Source organism: Terrabacter sp. Soil810 (genome assembly GCF_001429645.1).
Taxonomy (GTDB): Bacteria; Actinomycetota; Actinomycetes; order Actinomycetales; family Dermatophilaceae; genus Terrabacter.
The window spans coordinates 172,848-187,690 of sequence record NZ_LMSW01000011.1; the positions used below are offsets into that span (position 1 = coordinate 172,848).

The window sequence follows — 14,843 nt, forward strand, 5'->3', positions numbered from 1 at the left end:
TCTCGCCGAGCATGGGTCCACCGTAGCGGCCACGTCCTGAGGAGGCGTCCGGCGCCCGGTTCCTCTACGTTTGTGGACCATGTCGACCGAGATCCACACCTCCACTCCCGGCTCGAAGTCCCGACGCAAGGTCGTCATCGCTGCCGTCCTCGCCTCGATCGCCCTGCTCTCGACCGGTGCCGTCGCCTTCTGGTCCGGCGACAGCTGGAGCGACGAGGCGATGTCGTCGGGCGGCTTCCCCGGACTGCCCGGGGGCGACTGGTCGAGCACGACCTCCGACGACGGCTGGGGCTCGGCAGACACCTCCACCGCCGCCACCAGCGGGGCCGGCGCGACCGGGGCGACCGGGGCCCGCCGACCCGGGACCACCCGACCGCGGGCCACCGCTGTCGTCGTCGAGCCGGCCTCCCACCCGACCTCGTCGGTCCCCACGACGACGGCGCCCGCTCCGTCGCCGAGCCAGGCCACCACTGCGCCCGCACCGAGCTCGACCGCCGCCCCGAGCCCGAGGCCGACCAGGGGCAACCCGAGGCCGAAGCCGACCTCGACGAAGAAGCCCATCCCGACGCCCAGCCCCTCACCCACGTCGAGCGACGGCGGCTGCGTCCTGCTCGTCATCTGCTGAGCCCCGCGGCCCGCCCGACCGTGCTCGGGCGTGAAAGCCTGTCGGCATGGACTGCGTCTTCTGCTCGATCGTGGCGGGGGAGGTCCAGGCCGACGTCGTGCTCGACGAGCCGGACCTCGTCGCCTTCCTCGACCGCCGCCCCGTCTTCAAGGGCCACGTCCTGCTCGTGCCGCGCCGGCACGTCGACACCCTGCTCGACCTGCCCGCGGACCTGCACGCCACGCTGCTCGGGGCGACCCAGCGCCTCGCCGCGGCCGTCGTCGAGGCGCTCGGCGCGCAGGGCACGTTCGTCGCGGTGAACAACGTCGTGAGCCAGTCCGTGCCGCACCTGCACGTCCACGTCGTGCCACGGACCAAGGGCGACGGCCTGCGCGGTTTCTTCTGGCCGCGGACGACCTACGCGTCGCCGGAGGAGTCCGCCGCGCACGCGGCCCGGATCGCCACCGTGCTGGCACCGGCCGGGGACGCCTGAGCCGACCCCACGGCATACGCCCTCACCCGAGCGGGTGAGACGTTTGCACTCTCACCCCGAGAGTGCCAATAATGGCGTTAGCACTCTCCCTAGGGGAGTGACAGAAATGGGCCGTATGCCGAGGGGCTGGGTTCGCAGCTACATGAAGCTGGGGAGACCGGTCCCGTCCGTCGCGGGCGTCATGCGGGCCACCACCAACGATTCGCGTGGGAGGAACCACCCGAATGGCCAAGACCATTGCGTTTGACGAAGAGGCGCGTCGCGGGCTCGAGCGAGGAATGAACATCCTCGCCGATGCCGTCCGCGTGACCCTCGGGCCGAAGGGCCGCAACGTCGTCCTGGAGAAGAAGTGGGGCGCCCCCACGATCACCAACGACGGCGTCTCGATCGCCAAGGAGATCGAGCTCGACGACCCGTACGAGAAGATCGGCGCGGAGCTCGTCAAGGAAGTTGCCAAGAAGACCGACGACGTCGCCGGTGACGGCACGACGACGGCGACCGTGCTCGCCCAGGCGATGGTGAAGGAAGGCCTGCGCAACGTGGCCGCCGGCGCCAACCCGATGGCGCTCAAGCGCGGCATCGAGAAGGCCGTCGAGGCCGTCACCGCCCGCCTGCTCGAGCAGGCCAAGGAGATCGAGACCAAGGAACAGATCGCCTCGACCGCCAGCATCTCGGCGGCCGACGAGGAGATCGGTGCTCTCATCGCCGAGGCGATGGACAAGGTCGGCAAGGAAGGTGTCATCACCGTCGAGGACTCCAACACCATGGGCCTCGAGCTGGAGATGACGGAGGGGATGCGCTTCGACAAGGGCTACATCTCCGCCTACTTCGTCACCGACACCGAGCGCATGGAGGCCGTCCTCGACGACGCCTACGTGCTCGTCGCGAACTCCAAGATCGGCAGCATCAAGGACCTCATCCCGCTCCTCGAGAAGGTCATGCAGTCAGGCAAGCCGCTGCTGATCATCGCCGAGGACATCGAGGGTGAGGCACTCGCGACGCTCGTCGTGAACAAGATCAAGGGCACGTTCAAGTCGGTCGCCGTCAAGGCTCCCGGCTTCGGCGACCGCCGCAAGGCCATGCTCACCGACATCGCCATCCTCACCGGTGGCCAGGTCATCTCCGAGGAGGTCGGTCTCAAGCTCGAGAACGCCACCCTCGACCTGCTCGGCCGCGCTCGCAAGGTCGTCGTCACCAAGGACGAGACGACCATCGTCGAGGACGCCGAGGACCGCTCGCAGATCGAGGGCCGCATCGCCCAGATCAAGGCCGAGATCGAGAAGTCGGACTCCGACTACGACCGCGAGAAGCTCCAGGAGCGCCTCGCCAAGCTCGCCGGCGGCGTCGCCGTCATCAAGGCGGGCGCGGCCACCGAGGTCGAGCTCAAGGAGCGCAAGCACCGCATCGAGGACGCCGTCCGCAACGCGAAGGCTGCCGTCGAGGAGGGCATCGTCGCCGGTGGTGGCGTGGCTCTCATCCAGGCCGCCAAGGCGCTCGACGAGCTCGTGCTCGAGGGTGACGAGGCGACCGGCGCCAACATCGTGCGCGTCGCGACCGAGGCCCCGCTCAAGCAGATCGCGATCAACGCCGGTCTCGAGGGTGGAGTCGTGGCGGAGAAGGTGCGCGGCCTGGAGGCCGGTCACGGTCTCAACGCCGCGTCGGGTGAGTACGTCGACCTGCTCGCCGCCGGCATCATCGACCCGGTCAAGGTGACGCGCTCGGCGCTGCAGAACGCAGCCTCGATCGCGGCGCTCTTCCTCACGACCGAGGCCGTCATCGCCGACAAGCCCGAGAAGAACGCGCCGGCCATGCCCGGTGGCGACGACATGGGCGGCATGGGCGGCATGGGCTTCTGAGCCCAACCGTCTGAGCAGCACCGCAGCACGTCGCAAGGGCGGCTCCTCCTCACGGGGGAGCCGCCCTTGGGCGTCTCGGGCGTCCCGGGCGTCCCGGGGTCCCAGGCGCCCGTGAGGCAGAGCGGCGTATGCCGTGTGCCCGCGAGGGACTCAGCGGGCGAAGAGGGCGCGCGTCGCGTTCTCGTGCTCGGCATACGCCGAGGACGCCTTGAGGGTGAGGCGGCCGACGTCGGCCAGCGCCTCGGTCATCTGGGCCTGGATGCGCTGGTAGTCGTGCATGACGCGCTCGAACTCGACCTTGGCCGGGCCCTGCCAGTCGGCGCCCATGCCGGCGAGGCGCCCGCGCAGCTCGGCGGTGCTCGACGTGATGGTGTCGGCGAGGCGGTTGATGTCGCCGGCCGCGGCGGCGATGCGTTCGGTGTCAACGACGGAACGGGACATGGGTCTACTCCTCGATCGGTGGACCGGCCGGACGGCGGCCGCGTGTGTTCGAGGCTAGGTCGGGCGGAGGGGCGGCGGCGCGCGTCATCCACAGGGGACCCGACGGCGTACGTGATGGGGCTGGCCTAGGCTCGGGGCCATGACCGTGTGGATCGACCAGCCGATCTGGCCCGCCCACGGTCGGCTCTTCGCCCACCTCGTCAGCGACACCTCCTACGACGAGCTGCACGCCGTCGCCCGCGCCGCCCAGCTGCACCCGCGGTCGTTCGACGGCGACCACTACGACGTGCCGCAGGGGCGGTGGCAGGACGCGGTCGACGCCGGCGCCACACCGACGGGCGGGGCCGACCTCGCGCGCCGGCTCAACGCGTCCGGCCTGCGGCTGCGCAAGCGCAAGCGCGACCGCGGGGTCCTCCGCATCCTCGACGTGTCGTTCCCCAACGGCTCGAGCGACGTCGACCTCGTGGCCTCCGACGACCCGATGGACCCGGCCCGCGTGCTGGCGGCGATGGTCTTCGTCCGCGACCGGCGCGGCGACTTCGTCGTCGTGCACAGCGTGCGTCGCGGCGAGTGGGGCTCTCCCGGTGGGTGGCGCGAGGACGACGAGACACCGGTCGAGAACGCCGTGCGCGAGACGTTCGAGGAGACCGGACTCAGGCTGCGTCACCCGGACGTACTGCCTTGCGGCTACGAGCGGTTCACGCCTCGCACCGACGACAACCTCTTCGGTCGCGACAAGCCCTTCCTGCAGGTCTTCCGAACCCGGCTCGACGACGTGCGGCCGGAGCTCACCGACGGCGACGACGGCATCCACGAGACGCGCTGGGTGACGCCGCAGGAGTACGCCGAGCTCTGCGGCCACCTCTTCTGGTGGGCCCTCGCCGTCGAGGTCTTCCCGGACCTGCGCGGCCTCGCCCGCCCCCGCTGAGACGCACGTATGCCGCCCACCTAGGTGGACGGCATACGTGGTCTCTCGTGGTGGGTTCACCTGTCGCCCAGGCGGACCCGCGCGCTCAACGCTGGTTCGTGAAGTTCAGCGCGACGTCGAGGTCGGCCTCACGCAGCATCCGCTGGACGGCCTGGAGGTCGTCGCGGGACTTGCTCGACACGCGCAGCTCGTCGCCCTGGATCTGGCTCTTGACGCCCTTGGGCCCCTCGTCGCGGATGAGCTTGTTGATCTTCTTCGCGTTCTCCTGCGAGATTCCCTCCTTGAGGGGCGCGTCGAGGTGGTACTCCTTGCCGGAGAGGCGCGGTCCGGCCTCGGGGACGTCGAGGTGCTTGAGGCTGACCTTGCGCTTGACGAGGTGGGTCTGCACGACGTCGAGCACCGCGAGGCAGCGCTCCTCGGTGTTCGCCTTCATCTTGATGACGTCACCCGCGAGGTCGACGGAGGCGCCGACGTTCTTGAAGTCGTAGCGCGTCGCGATCTCCTTGCTGGCGCTGTTGACCGCGTTCGCGATCTCCTGCTTGTCGAACTTGCTGACGATGTCGAACGAGGAGTCGGCCATCGGTGGGGTCCTTCCGGATGCTGTTGTCTGGTCTGTCGGGCGGGCGCTCGAGACGCGTGCGGACGCGACGAAAGCGCCGCCGCGGGCCCGATTTCGGACCGCGCCCGATCTCTTGCTATCCTTCCAGACGCACCAAGGCAGGTTGTCCGAGCGGCCAATGGAAACGGACTGTAAATCCGTCGCGAGAGCTACGAAGGTTCGAATCCTTCACCTGCCACCCAGTGCTCAGAAGGGCCTCTGACCAGCGGAAACGCCGGTCAGGGGCTTTTCTGCTGTCTGGCGGCGGGGGCCCGCTGGTGGCCGACGACGGCACTTTACGAGTGTCTGTGGGGAAATCTGCCGGGGCTCGACGCAGAGATGGCTGCAGGACGCGTAGACGCGGAGGAGTACGTTCACGCTGTGCGCCGCCCGATCGGCGACCTGGGTGACGGGCGCCGGCGTTGAGCCAGAGCGAGACCGCTGCGTGCCGCAGGTGGTATGGCCGGGCCTTGGGTATGTACATGGCGTGTCAACTCTGACGGGGCAGCGGCTGGGGCCGGCTCTTGACATCGATGCTCGCCTCACCGGCCTCGAGCGCACCGTGGATCTGCTGCTGAACCTGACGCCGGTCAACGCGGCCGAGGCGTGGGTCGACTTCGAACGCAGTGACTATGGCAGCGCGCCGACGCTGCGGCTGCGGCCCCTGGACTTCGACCCGGACCTGGTGCGGCGTGATCTCTACGGGCTCGAGATCGAGAACGTCACGGATCCCGCACTCCACGCACTTCTGCGATCCAAGCGGGACGAGATAGCCAGACAGGTCACGGCTCTGGAGGATCGCGACACGTCGCGCTTCGTGTACGGGTCACTGCAGCTCTACGGGGGGATCACCCGGGTCTTGGCAGCGGATGCGGAAGAGCTGCTGCGGCTCATCCCCGCCCAGGTCCCCAGCGGGCGCAGCGTCACCGCCGGGGCTTTTGCGGAGGCCGCGCGTGCCGAGTTCCATCGATACGGCGCCCAGTATCCGGGCTTCCCCGTGAACGTCCAGGTGCGCGAGGACATCTCGGAGCTGATGGTGTCGTTCGGCCAGCTGCTCATCCCCGAGGCCGCAGCGATCAGGGCTGACCGCGTCGAGGCGTTGCTGCACCATGAGGTCGGCACTCACGTCGTCACGTACCAGAACGGTGCCAGGCAAGCGCTGAAGCTCCTGACGATCGGCCTGCCGGGTTATGACGAGACCCAGGAGGGACTCGCCGTGCTGGCGGAGTACCTGGTCGGCGGGCTGGACCCCCGGCGGCTGCGGGTGCTCGCGGCGCGCGTCATCGCCATCGACCAGATGCTGCACGGAGCCGACTTCTTGGAGATCTTCGAGTCGCTGAGGGCGGACCATGGGATCCCGGCGCGGACCGCGTGGGCCATCGCCATTCGCGTCGTCGTCGCGGGCGGGTCCGTCAAGGACGCGATCTACCTCCGCGGGATCAGCCGCCTCCTCGACCTGCTCGCAGAGGGCGTCAACCTCGACGTCCTGTTCGTCGGCAAGCTCGCGGTCGACCACATTCCGCTGATCCAGGATCTGCTCGACCGCAAGGTGCTTGAAGCGCCATGGGTCCGTCCGCGCTGGCTCGACGTTCCCGGCGCGCAGGAACGGCTGGACGGCATACGCGCGGGCATGTCCGTCACCGACCTCTACGAAGGAGCCGTGCCCACATGAGACTTGCCTTCCTCGTCAACGACGTCGCCACGGAGATCGACGAGTACACGACCACCAGGCTGGCGAGAGCCGCCGCCCAGGGCGGCCACGAGGTCTGGTACCTCGGCGTCGGCGACCTCGAGCTCGGAGAGCGAAACGGGCAGCTGCTCGGCCGGGCTCGGATCGCGACGCTCGAGGGCGGAGACACGCTTCGAACGTTCATGGGCCGCGTCCAGGAGGGCGACGCCGAACGAATCGTGTTGGACGACCTCGACGCCGTGGTCCTGCGCAACGAGTCGATCGACGACCTGCAGGAGCGCCCCTGGGCGAGCCCACTCGGCGCCGTCTTCGGCCAGATGCTCAAGGCCCGCGGCGTTGTGGTGGTCAACGACCCCATGTCCCTGATCCGCGCCACCAGCAAGCTGTACCTGGAGGAGTTCCCCGAGAAGATCCGACCCCGGTCACTGGTGACGCGCGACCCCGAGTCGATCGAGCGGTTCGTCCGCATGGTGGGTCACTCCGTCGTCAAGCCGCTCTACGGAGCCAAGGGCCGAAACGTCTTCATGATCAAGGACGCCGACGAGACCAACCTCGCCCAGATGACCGAAGCGGTGCTGCAGGACGGCTACGCGATCGTCCAGGAGTTCATCGACGGGGGAGAGCGGGGAGATGCACGCATCTTCGTCCTCGAAGGACGCATCCTCGAGCGCGGTGGAAAGCTCGCGGCGTTCCGACGGGTGCCCACCGGCAACGACCCTCGAGCCAACATCAGCACGGGCGGGCGCTCCGTTCCTCTCGAGGTCAGCGACGTCGAGCTCGCCGTCGTGGACGTGATGAGCGAGAAGCTCGTGGCAGACGGGATGTTCCTCGTGGGCATCGACGTGATCGGCGACAAGGTGGTCGAGATCAACGCCGAGAGCCCCGGAGGGATGCAGAGCGTCGAACGGCTCTACGACGTGGACGTCTGCCCCACCGTCATCGAGGCCTTGGAGCGCCGCACCCGGTCGAACAGGTGACAAACCCTGTCGAACGCGAATGTGCCGCGCTCTCAAGCGAGCAGTTGGGCGTGGGTGACCTCAGCACCGCGAGCCGTGAGCATCTCAAGGACTCCGAGGAACTCTTGACTGTCATGCACTTCCAGCGCGAAGACGGACAGGTCGCCGGTGCGCTGGGAGCCGACGGCATACGGCCAGAGGTCGTCGTGCTCGATCTCGCCCACGACGACGACTTCTGCTCGCACAGGCATCCGATACCCAGAGCGCCGGGCCTCGAACCAACGAGCGTCGTCGCTGCACGTGGCAGTCGCTGAGTGGGGCTGTCACGCACTGAGAGCGTTGCAACCCCGAGAGGTGTGGCTGCAGTTCGTGCTAGCCGGTCCAGCGCGGGATCTGCTTGCGGCTGAACCTGGTCCAGACCGTCTCGAACTCGGCCTCGGCACGTTCGGCCCGAACCTGCTCCAGAGCGTGGAGCCGACCAAAGGAGAAGCTGTTGTCCCCGGCCAGATGCGCCTGCACTCCCAGCTCGCGCAGACGGCCGCGCGCGTTGACCGAGTCCTGGTGCGCGCCGAGCACCTTCTGCGCCTGCTTGGCGGACTTCGCGAGTGAACGAGCCCGCTTGCCCAACGGGGGTACTGCGACCTCGGCGGCGTAGCGCAGGCGCTTGGCCTTCTTCCGGGCCTCGTGGAACGCCATGTCGCGGTGGGCGGCGTCCGGGGCGGCCTCGATCGCTCGCACCGCGCGACGAAGCCGCTTCAGGTCACGGGCCAGCAGACGCGGCATCATCGTGCGAGCCGACGTGTCCGCGTGCGGTCGCAGCGGCGGGCTGGCGACGAGAGTGTCGAGGGTGTCGAGCAGGTGCCAGTAGCGGTCACTGTCGAGTGCTTCGCGGGCCCCCACGAGCCCGGTCTGGTGATCAGCGCGCAGCTGGTCTTCGATGCGCGTCACGGCAGAGCCGATGACCAGCTCATCCGGCTCCGACGAGACCAGGGCGAGCAGGTGCTCACGTAGCACGTGCGCGTCGCGCGCTGGCGCGAGCGACCGGCCGAGCCAGCGCAGCTCCTCCTGCACGGGATCGGTGCGGGTTCGGTCGAGGATCGGTCGGAAGGTGCTGAGCGCGGACCGCAGCCGCCGGGCGGCGATCCGAAGCCGGTGGACCGACTCGGGATGGCCGGCCCGCACCCCGGCGTCGTGCTCGTGCAGACGAGCGGTCTGTTCGGTCAGGTGCGCGGACAGCAGCTGGCCGGCGGTGCCCCTGGCGAGCTGCTTCTTCGATGGCCGCACCTGCTCGACGCCTGGGATCTCGCCCACGACGCGACCCAGCTTCGACCCGGCGCTCGCCGGGACCGCGCCGGCAGCGAGCAGGACCGCGGTGACGGCGTCAAGCACTGAGGCAGGGCCTGCGTCGAGCTCGACCTCCCATTCCCTCCAGGTCTGGTCGGGTTCGTCGTCGCCGAGCAGCTGACCCAGCACCGCGTCGTCGCAGACCCGCGCGACCACTGCGCCCTCGGCATCACGCAGGGCGTACTCACGCCGAGTCGTGTTCACGATGGCGATCGGTGCGAGGGGGCGGGCCCGTGCGATGGCGCCCACTCGCGTCCGTAGCTGGTCAGGCACGTCACCGCCTACAGGCCCGAGTGGCTCGCGTATCTCGGTCCTGGTGTCTGGTCCGGCAGGCAGCTTGAGGTGCCACCCCGCGTCCGTGCCGCCCGTGCGGCGCCGCAACGTGATTCGCGCGCGGGCGAGGTCGTAGTCCGGGGTGTCGAAGTAGACAGCTTCGAGCTGGAACTCGCTGGGTTGGTCGACCGAGGACACGCCCTCAGCGGAGGTGAGGTTCGGCAAGACGGTTCGTGTCTCGACGTCGAACTTTCGCTCTGTCTCGTCATGCTGCGAAGCGGCCATGCTCCTGATCTTGACGCATCCTCGGTTGCCATGGGTGGCTTGCCCCGGCCCCGCTGGTGTCGTCCGCTCACGCAGGGTCGTGGAGCAGTTCGACGTCCACAGCCAGTGCCCGGTGGTCAGAGACGGCGAGCGCCACGGCCTCGCCTCGGTGGGTCCGTACGTTTCCACGCACGAGCACATGGTCGATCTGCTGGGTCGGTCCGGCCGCGGGGTAGGTCAGCAGCTGCACGCCCGATGTCATCCCCGTGAGGTGCGTCGCGCGCTCGGGTCCCATGTTGAGGTCACCCATGAGCAACACCGGTCCGGTGTCGTCGGCGATGTCGGCAACGAGGCGGCGCAGCTGACGGCCGTTCCACCAGTCGATGAACGACAGGTGCGTGTTCACCACCGTGACTTGGCCGCCGGGGGACTCGACATCTGCGACGACGGCGACCCGAGGCTCGTCGCGCACCAGCTCAGGGAGGCGGCGACCGGAGAAGCGCATCGGGACCCGCACCGGCACCGGTGCGAGCCGCACGACCCGCCACCCTCGCACGGGGAAGCGCGACAGGAGGGCGATGCCGTACGCGGCAGCGTCGGGCTGCTCCTCGCCGGTTGACGCGATCCAGGTCGCACCGGGGCTGCCGGACAGAGCCGCCACGAACCTGTGCTCCGGTGCCTCCATCGCCTCGGCGGCGATGGTCGTGAGGTCGGCGTGGTCCGAGCGGTGCTGGTTGTGGTCCACCTCCTGCATCGCCAGGACATCGACGTCGAGGCGGCGGATCGCCTCGCGGAATCCGACGAGATTGACGTGCTGGTCGGTCGGCACGCGTCCGTTGAGGATGTTGAACGTCGCGACTCTCATGACAGGCTCCTACCCGCCGGCCCGTCGGCGCACGCGAATGCGGGCTGTCGGCGCACGTGCTCGTGTGGGTAAACCAACACCATGGGAGTGGACGACGCGCCGGACCTTCGGGAGGCGCTCAAGACCGTGGCCGTGGCACTGAAGCGGGCGGGCGTACCGTTCGCGCTGATGGGTGGCTATGCGGCATGGGCCCGTGGAGGGCCGGAACCCGACCACGACGTGGACTTCCTCGTCGCGGACGAGGACGCGGACCTTGTGGCCCAGCACCTGGCTGACGAAGGGCTCGATGTCGTGCAGCCGCCGGAGGACTGGCTGTTCAAGGTCTACGCCGACGGGGCCATGGTCGACATCATCCACGGACCGGTCGGCGGGGCCGTGCACCGTGCGGAGGTCCGGCGCGCGACGCCGATGGATGTCCTGTCGGTCGAGATGCCAGTGCTCGAGGCCACAGAGCTGCTCGTGCACAAGCTGAACGCGCTCGACGAACACTACTGCGATCTCGCCAAGGTCCTTCCGGTCACGCGGGCCCTGCGAGAACAGGTCGACTGGGACCGCGTCGGGCGTGAGACCGCGGGCAACGACTTCGCCGTCACCGTGCTCTTCCTGCTTCGACGGCTGGACATCATCTCCGGCTGACCGTGTCAGGCGAGGGCTACTCCAACGTCCGTCCCTCCCGGTGCCCCTCCTCGTGTACGAGATGGGGGTAGGCCGCGGCGTGGGATCCGAAGGCTGCCGCGCGGGGAGCTCAGTCTGTCTCCTCAACGGTTGCGCAGCGACCCCGACCGGTGCGGGCCGCGAATCCTCCGCTGCAGGCGCAGGTCGTCACGAAGACCGGGCGGCATCGGCAGCCCGCGTCGAACCAGCTCGGCGGCATATCTCTCCGTGGCGTCGAGCAGCGCGCCCCGAGCGGCCATCAGAAGAGCCGCATCGACCCGCCCGGACCGCAGGACTCGCACGTCTGCCTGAGCTGCGTGGACGAGCGACATCAGTTCCGACAGCTGCGGTGCGGCTGGTGGCACGACCGGCGGATCGGTCCGCATCGCTGACTCCGGTCTGTCGCCGCACGGTGCGCCGACCTCATTCCCGAACCCTACGCCCGCTGAACATCGCCGGGCCCGTGCTGGCCCTCGAGGAAGGGGCGACCGATCCACGGCTCGCGAGCATCAGGACGGGGAACCCGAGGGGCTGGAGGAGGAGCGGGTCGCCACCACGGGCCTCACAATGGACCTGTGCACGACTGCCAGGTGCGCGGCGGAGGGTGAAGGACATGTCCACGAGCTCAAGCCCCGACTCGGGCCGGTCCCTACCGGACTGGGCTCTGGGGCAAGCGATGAACGACCTGGACGACGACGACACCGCCGGCCGCGACGAACGGGCGCAGGAACTCGTGCAGGACTTCGAAGACGAACGGCACGACGAGGATGACGACGCGGACGAGGGAGGCGAGGGCTGACCCAGCCGCGACGCCGGCCCTCCGGTGTCGTGAGTGCGGCATGCTCGGAGCATGACCGACCCTGCTGACTGGTTGCTGACCCGGGCCGAGCGGGGCAACCCCTCCACCCGGGTGGACGACCTGCACGGCCCTTTGGCCTGGTCCGAGGGCAACCACGTCCGTCCGCTCATCCACGGCGCGACGTACTTCCGAGAGCTGTACGACGCGGTGGAGGCGACGGGGCCGGGTGACCTGGTCCTCTTCACCGACTGGCAGGGCGATGCCGACGAACGGCTCACCGGGGAGCCCGGCAGCGAGGTGGTCGAGGTGCTCGCACGCGCGGACCGGCGCGGGGTCGTCGTCCACGGGCTGGTGTGGCGGTCGCACGTCGACCAGACCGGATTCTTCGCGACCGAGAACCGCCACCTCGGTGAGCAGCTGCAGCGCCGGGGCGCCGAGGTGCTGCTCGACATGCGGGTGCGCGCCGGCGGGTCCCACCACCAGAAGTTCGTCGTGATCCGCCACCACCAGGACCCAGGCCGCGACGTGGCCTTCGTCGGCGGTATCGACGTGGCCCACAACCGGCGCGATGACGCCACGCACCAGGGTGATCCGCAGCCCCAGCCCCTCACCGAGGAGTACGGCCCACACCCGCCGTGGCACGACGTCCAGGTGGCGATCCAGGGGCCGGCCGTCCACGACGTGGAGACGGTGTTCAGGGAGCGCTGGGGCGACCCGGCGCCGCTGTCGCGCGCTCCGTGGCGTCGGCTGGCCGACAGGGCTCGCGGCCTGGACGCCACGCCCGCCCGCCTTCCCGAGCAGTGGCCTCCTCCGCCGCCCGCAGGTGACCACGTCGTGCAGCTCCTGCGGACCTACCCCGACCTGGGCCGGGGCCGGGACTATCCCTTCGCCAGGGGTGGTGAACGCAGCGTCGCCCGCGGCTACGCCAAGGCAGTCCGGCGGGCCGAGCGCCTCGTCTACGTCGAGGACCAGTACTTCTGGGGCCATGACGTCGCGCGGGTCTTCGAGGAGCAGCTCCGGAGGCAGCCGGACCTCCACGTGGTCGTCGTCATCCCGTTGGTCCCCGACCTGACGGGTGTCAATCGCGTGCCGCAGCTGCTCGGCCGTCACCGCGCGATCGGGCGGCTGACGGAGGTCGCTCCCGGCCGCGTGACGGCCTACGGTCTGGTGAACCACGCCGACGTCCCCGTCTACGTCCACGCGAAGGTCTGCATCGTCGACGACACGTGGGCGAGCACCGGCTCCGACAACTTCAGCCGTCGCTCCTGGACGCACGACTCGGAGCTCACGGCCGTCGTGCTCGACGAGTCCTACGCCCGCGACCTGCGTCTCACCCTTGCCGCCGAGCACCTCGACCGGCTCGACGACGTGCGCGACCGCGGCCTCGAGGCGACGATGGGCGACTGCCTGGATCCTGCTGACATGGTCGAGGTCTATGCCGACCATGCCGCACGGCTCGACGCGTGGCTCGCCGCCGGGAGCCACGGGTCGCGACCGCCGGGGCGGCTGCGCCGGCTGCCTCTGCCGCAGCTCACGGCCCGGCAGCGGCGTTGGGCCACGCTCCCGCTCGACGTGATCCAGGATCCCGACGGGCGACCGCCGGCGTTGCGCAAGGACGAGCGCTACTGAGACCTCGCCTCGCGACCCCGGCCGTCGTGGCCGCGACGGCTGTCCGGTCGGGCCGACCGGAGGCCGGGTGTCTCCGAAGCCAGCGGTGCCCCGGTCCCCGGCGCCCCTCCACGAGGCCGGGGACCGGGGCGATCGCGGCACTCGACGGCCGGACGAGCCGGTGCGCTGCGGCATACCCCCTGACCGACCCGTGCCGTCGCGCAACCGGATGGAACCCCTGATCCGGGCCGTCGGTGACCTGCGAGCCATCGACCGGCCATGCCCACTATCAGCCCTGGCGTGGCCGCGGGGTATCCGCCGGAGGGGGAGTGGGCGGGTCGTTCGCCGGCGGAGCCGACCTGCGTGAAAGCGGCCGCACGCGGGTCGAGGGCGTTCTACGGTGGCCACCTCGCCCGAGGTGGGACGAGCGAGTTGCAGGAGGGGGTGCACGATGACGCTCAGCGACCTGACGATCCGGGCCCTGCGCCATGCCGACCAGGTCATGCACGAGGCGGACCGCAGCGACGTCTTCACCGTCTACGACGCCTGCCGGGCGGCCGTCGGGGCCATCACCAGACTCGACGACTTCTACGTCGCCCTCGTGCACGAGCAGGACCGCGAGCTGTCCTACCCGTACGTCTTCAGCAACGGGCGCTACCTCGAGACCGGAACGCTTGCCTACGGCCCGAGCGGGGTCGTGGCCTGGGTGCTCGCCTCGCACCGGGCCTATCGCTACCGGGACGACGGTGGTGCCCTGCTCAACCGGGGAGTGCGGTTCGGCGACGGGCAGCTCTCCGCCGACGCCGTCGTCGTGCCGATGCTCGGCGTCGACGGGGTGGTGGGCCTGTTGGGTGCGTTGTCGGACACCCCGGACGTCATGACCGACGAGGTCGTGACGGCGCTGACCTGGCTCGCGGCGCTGGTGCTCGACCGGATCCATGCGGCCAGCCCGGGTCGGCGTCTCAACCTCGGGGCGGTCTACCCGGAGCTCTCGGACGACGGGCGTGCCGGCACCCTGATGGCGGTCAACCAGGCGTCCTCGGCGCTGACCCGCCTGGCGCTCGACATCGAGGAGACGGCCGAGGAGCTGCCGCCGGACGCAGACGACGGCGCTCGCGACCGGCTCGCCCTGCTCAGCCGACGCTGCTTCGAGGTGCAGGCTGCCCTCATGACCCGTCTCGGCGGCCGCGCCGAGACGGCCCGCGGGAGGAGTCCGGTGACCGACCCGCTCGAGGGGCTGTCCGCGCGGGAGCGGGAGGTCGTCGCCCTCGTCATCGGCCCGGACGGCGACCCGGGCAACGCAGGGATCGCGGCCGCCCTCGACATCGGCACCGCGACCGTGAAGACGCACGTCGCCTCGGTGCTCGCGAAGCTCGGGCTCCAGCACCGCAGCGAGCTGCGCTGGCTGGTGCGCCACGGGCCCGGCTGAGGGACCGCGCGGTCGTCCGCGCGCGGTCGTCCTCGTGGTCG

The 14,843-nt window shown here is 69.9% G+C and carries 16 protein-coding genes and 1 tRNA gene; 11 read left to right on the forward strand and 6 right to left on the reverse strand.

The window, feature by feature from the left end:
• Positions 1-79 precede the first annotated feature (79 nt).
• The 3 genes from ASG96_RS06675 to groL all read left to right on the forward strand — a co-directional run bounded on the left by ASG96_RS06675 (position 80) and on the right by groL (position 2,953).
• Positions 80-625 (forward strand): hypothetical protein, encoded by a 546-nt coding sequence (locus ASG96_RS06675; protein ID WP_057587461.1) that lies wholly within the window; start codon positions 80-82, stop codon positions 623-625.
• A 46-nt stretch (positions 626-671) separates the two neighbouring features.
• The gene (locus tag ASG96_RS06680) at positions 672-1,097 is read left to right on the forward strand and encodes an HIT family protein (protein ID WP_056752442.1); all 426 of its coding nucleotides are present in this window, start codon (positions 672-674) and stop codon (positions 1,095-1,097) included.
• A 224-nt stretch (positions 1,098-1,321) separates the two neighbouring features.
• Positions 1,322-2,953: a chaperonin GroEL gene (gene groL, locus ASG96_RS06685; protein WP_056752446.1), complete on the forward strand. Its 1,632-nt coding sequence runs from the start codon at positions 1,322-1,324 to the stop codon at positions 2,951-2,953.
• Positions 2,954-3,103: 150 nt separating this feature from the next.
• Here the strand turns inward: groL and ASG96_RS06690 are convergent, their stop codons facing one another.
• Positions 3,104-3,394, reverse strand: a complete 291-nt coding sequence (locus ASG96_RS06690) for a WXG100 family type VII secretion target (RefSeq protein WP_057587463.1) — start codon at positions 3,392-3,394, stop codon at positions 3,104-3,106.
• 139 nt (positions 3,395-3,533) lie between these two features.
• Between ASG96_RS06690 and ASG96_RS06695 the strand changes: the two genes are divergently transcribed.
• Positions 3,534-4,322 (forward strand): DUF4031 domain-containing protein, encoded by a 789-nt coding sequence (locus ASG96_RS06695; RefSeq protein ID WP_057587464.1) that lies wholly within the window; start codon positions 3,534-3,536, stop codon positions 4,320-4,322.
• A gap of 85 nt (positions 4,323-4,407) precedes the next feature.
• On the opposite strand, the gene ASG96_RS06700 is transcribed toward ASG96_RS06695, so the two are convergent.
• On the reverse strand, positions 4,408-4,902 hold the full coding sequence (locus ASG96_RS06700) for a YajQ family cyclic di-GMP-binding protein (protein WP_026864286.1): 495 nt from the start codon (positions 4,900-4,902) through the stop codon (positions 4,408-4,410).
• 136 nt (positions 4,903-5,038) lie between these two features.
• Here ASG96_RS06700 and ASG96_RS06705 point away from each other — a divergent pair.
• The 3 genes from ASG96_RS06705 (at position 5,039) to ASG96_RS06715 (ending at position 7,587) form a co-directional block, all read left to right on the forward strand.
• Positions 5,039-5,119, forward strand: a tRNA-Tyr gene (locus tag ASG96_RS06705).
• A 288-nt stretch (positions 5,120-5,407) separates the two neighbouring features.
• Positions 5,408-6,592: a flavohemoglobin expression-modulating QEGLA motif protein gene (locus ASG96_RS06710; RefSeq protein WP_235509089.1), complete on the forward strand. Its 1,185-nt coding sequence runs from the start codon at positions 5,408-5,410 to the stop codon at positions 6,590-6,592.
• Positions 6,589-7,587, forward strand: coding sequence for a glutathione synthase (locus ASG96_RS06715; RefSeq protein WP_056752455.1), 999 nt, complete (start codon positions 6,589-6,591; stop codon positions 7,585-7,587). Before ASG96_RS06710 ends, ASG96_RS06715 begins: the two co-directional genes overlap by 4 nt.
• Before the next feature lie 32 nt (positions 7,588-7,619).
• On the opposite strand, the gene ASG96_RS23170 is transcribed toward ASG96_RS06715, so the two are convergent.
• The 3 genes from ASG96_RS23170 to ASG96_RS06725 form a co-directional block, all read right to left on the reverse strand.
• Entirely contained in the window at positions 7,620-7,790 is a 171-nt protein-coding gene (locus tag ASG96_RS23170) for a hypothetical protein (protein ID WP_157610712.1), read from the reverse strand.
• Positions 7,791-7,938: 148 nt separating this feature from the next.
• The gene (locus tag ASG96_RS06720) at positions 7,939-9,648 is read right to left on the reverse strand and encodes a CYTH and CHAD domain-containing protein (RefSeq protein WP_082591673.1); all 1,710 of its coding nucleotides are present in this window, start codon (positions 9,646-9,648) and stop codon (positions 7,939-7,941) included.
• Positions 9,536-10,312 (reverse strand): endonuclease/exonuclease/phosphatase family protein, encoded by a 777-nt coding sequence (locus ASG96_RS06725; protein ID WP_057587468.1) that lies wholly within the window; start codon positions 10,310-10,312, stop codon positions 9,536-9,538. Before ASG96_RS06725 ends, ASG96_RS06720 begins: the two co-directional genes overlap by 113 nt.
• A gap of 81 nt (positions 10,313-10,393) precedes the next feature.
• Between ASG96_RS06725 and ASG96_RS06730 the strand changes: the two genes are divergently transcribed.
• Entirely contained in the window at positions 10,394-10,948 is a 555-nt protein-coding gene (locus ASG96_RS06730; protein WP_057587470.1) for a nucleotidyltransferase family protein, read from the forward strand.
• Positions 10,949-11,070: 122 nt separating this feature from the next.
• Here the strand turns inward: ASG96_RS06730 and ASG96_RS23175 are convergent, their stop codons facing one another.
• Complete coding sequence (locus ASG96_RS23175; RefSeq protein ID WP_157610714.1) at positions 11,071-11,226, reverse strand: hypothetical protein; 156 nt, start codon at positions 11,224-11,226, stop codon at positions 11,071-11,073.
• Between the two features lie 416 nt (positions 11,227-11,642).
• Between ASG96_RS23175 and ASG96_RS24455 the strand changes: the two genes are divergently transcribed.
• The 3 genes from ASG96_RS24455 to ASG96_RS24105 all read left to right on the forward strand — a co-directional run bounded on the left by ASG96_RS24455 (position 11,643) and on the right by ASG96_RS24105 (position 14,802).
• Positions 11,643-11,765, forward strand: a complete 123-nt coding sequence (locus ASG96_RS24455; protein ID WP_255359548.1) for a hypothetical protein — start codon at positions 11,643-11,645, stop codon at positions 11,763-11,765.
• A gap of 51 nt (positions 11,766-11,816) precedes the next feature.
• On the forward strand, positions 11,817-13,394 hold the full coding sequence (locus ASG96_RS06740; RefSeq protein WP_057587472.1) for a phosphatidylserine/phosphatidylglycerophosphate/cardiolipin synthase family protein: 1,578 nt from the start codon (positions 11,817-11,819) through the stop codon (positions 13,392-13,394).
• A 430-nt stretch (positions 13,395-13,824) separates the two neighbouring features.
• On the forward strand, positions 13,825-14,802 hold the full coding sequence (locus ASG96_RS24105) for a helix-turn-helix transcriptional regulator (RefSeq protein ID WP_057587474.1): 978 nt from the start codon (positions 13,825-13,827) through the stop codon (positions 14,800-14,802).
• Positions 14,803-14,843: the final 41 nt, after the last annotated feature.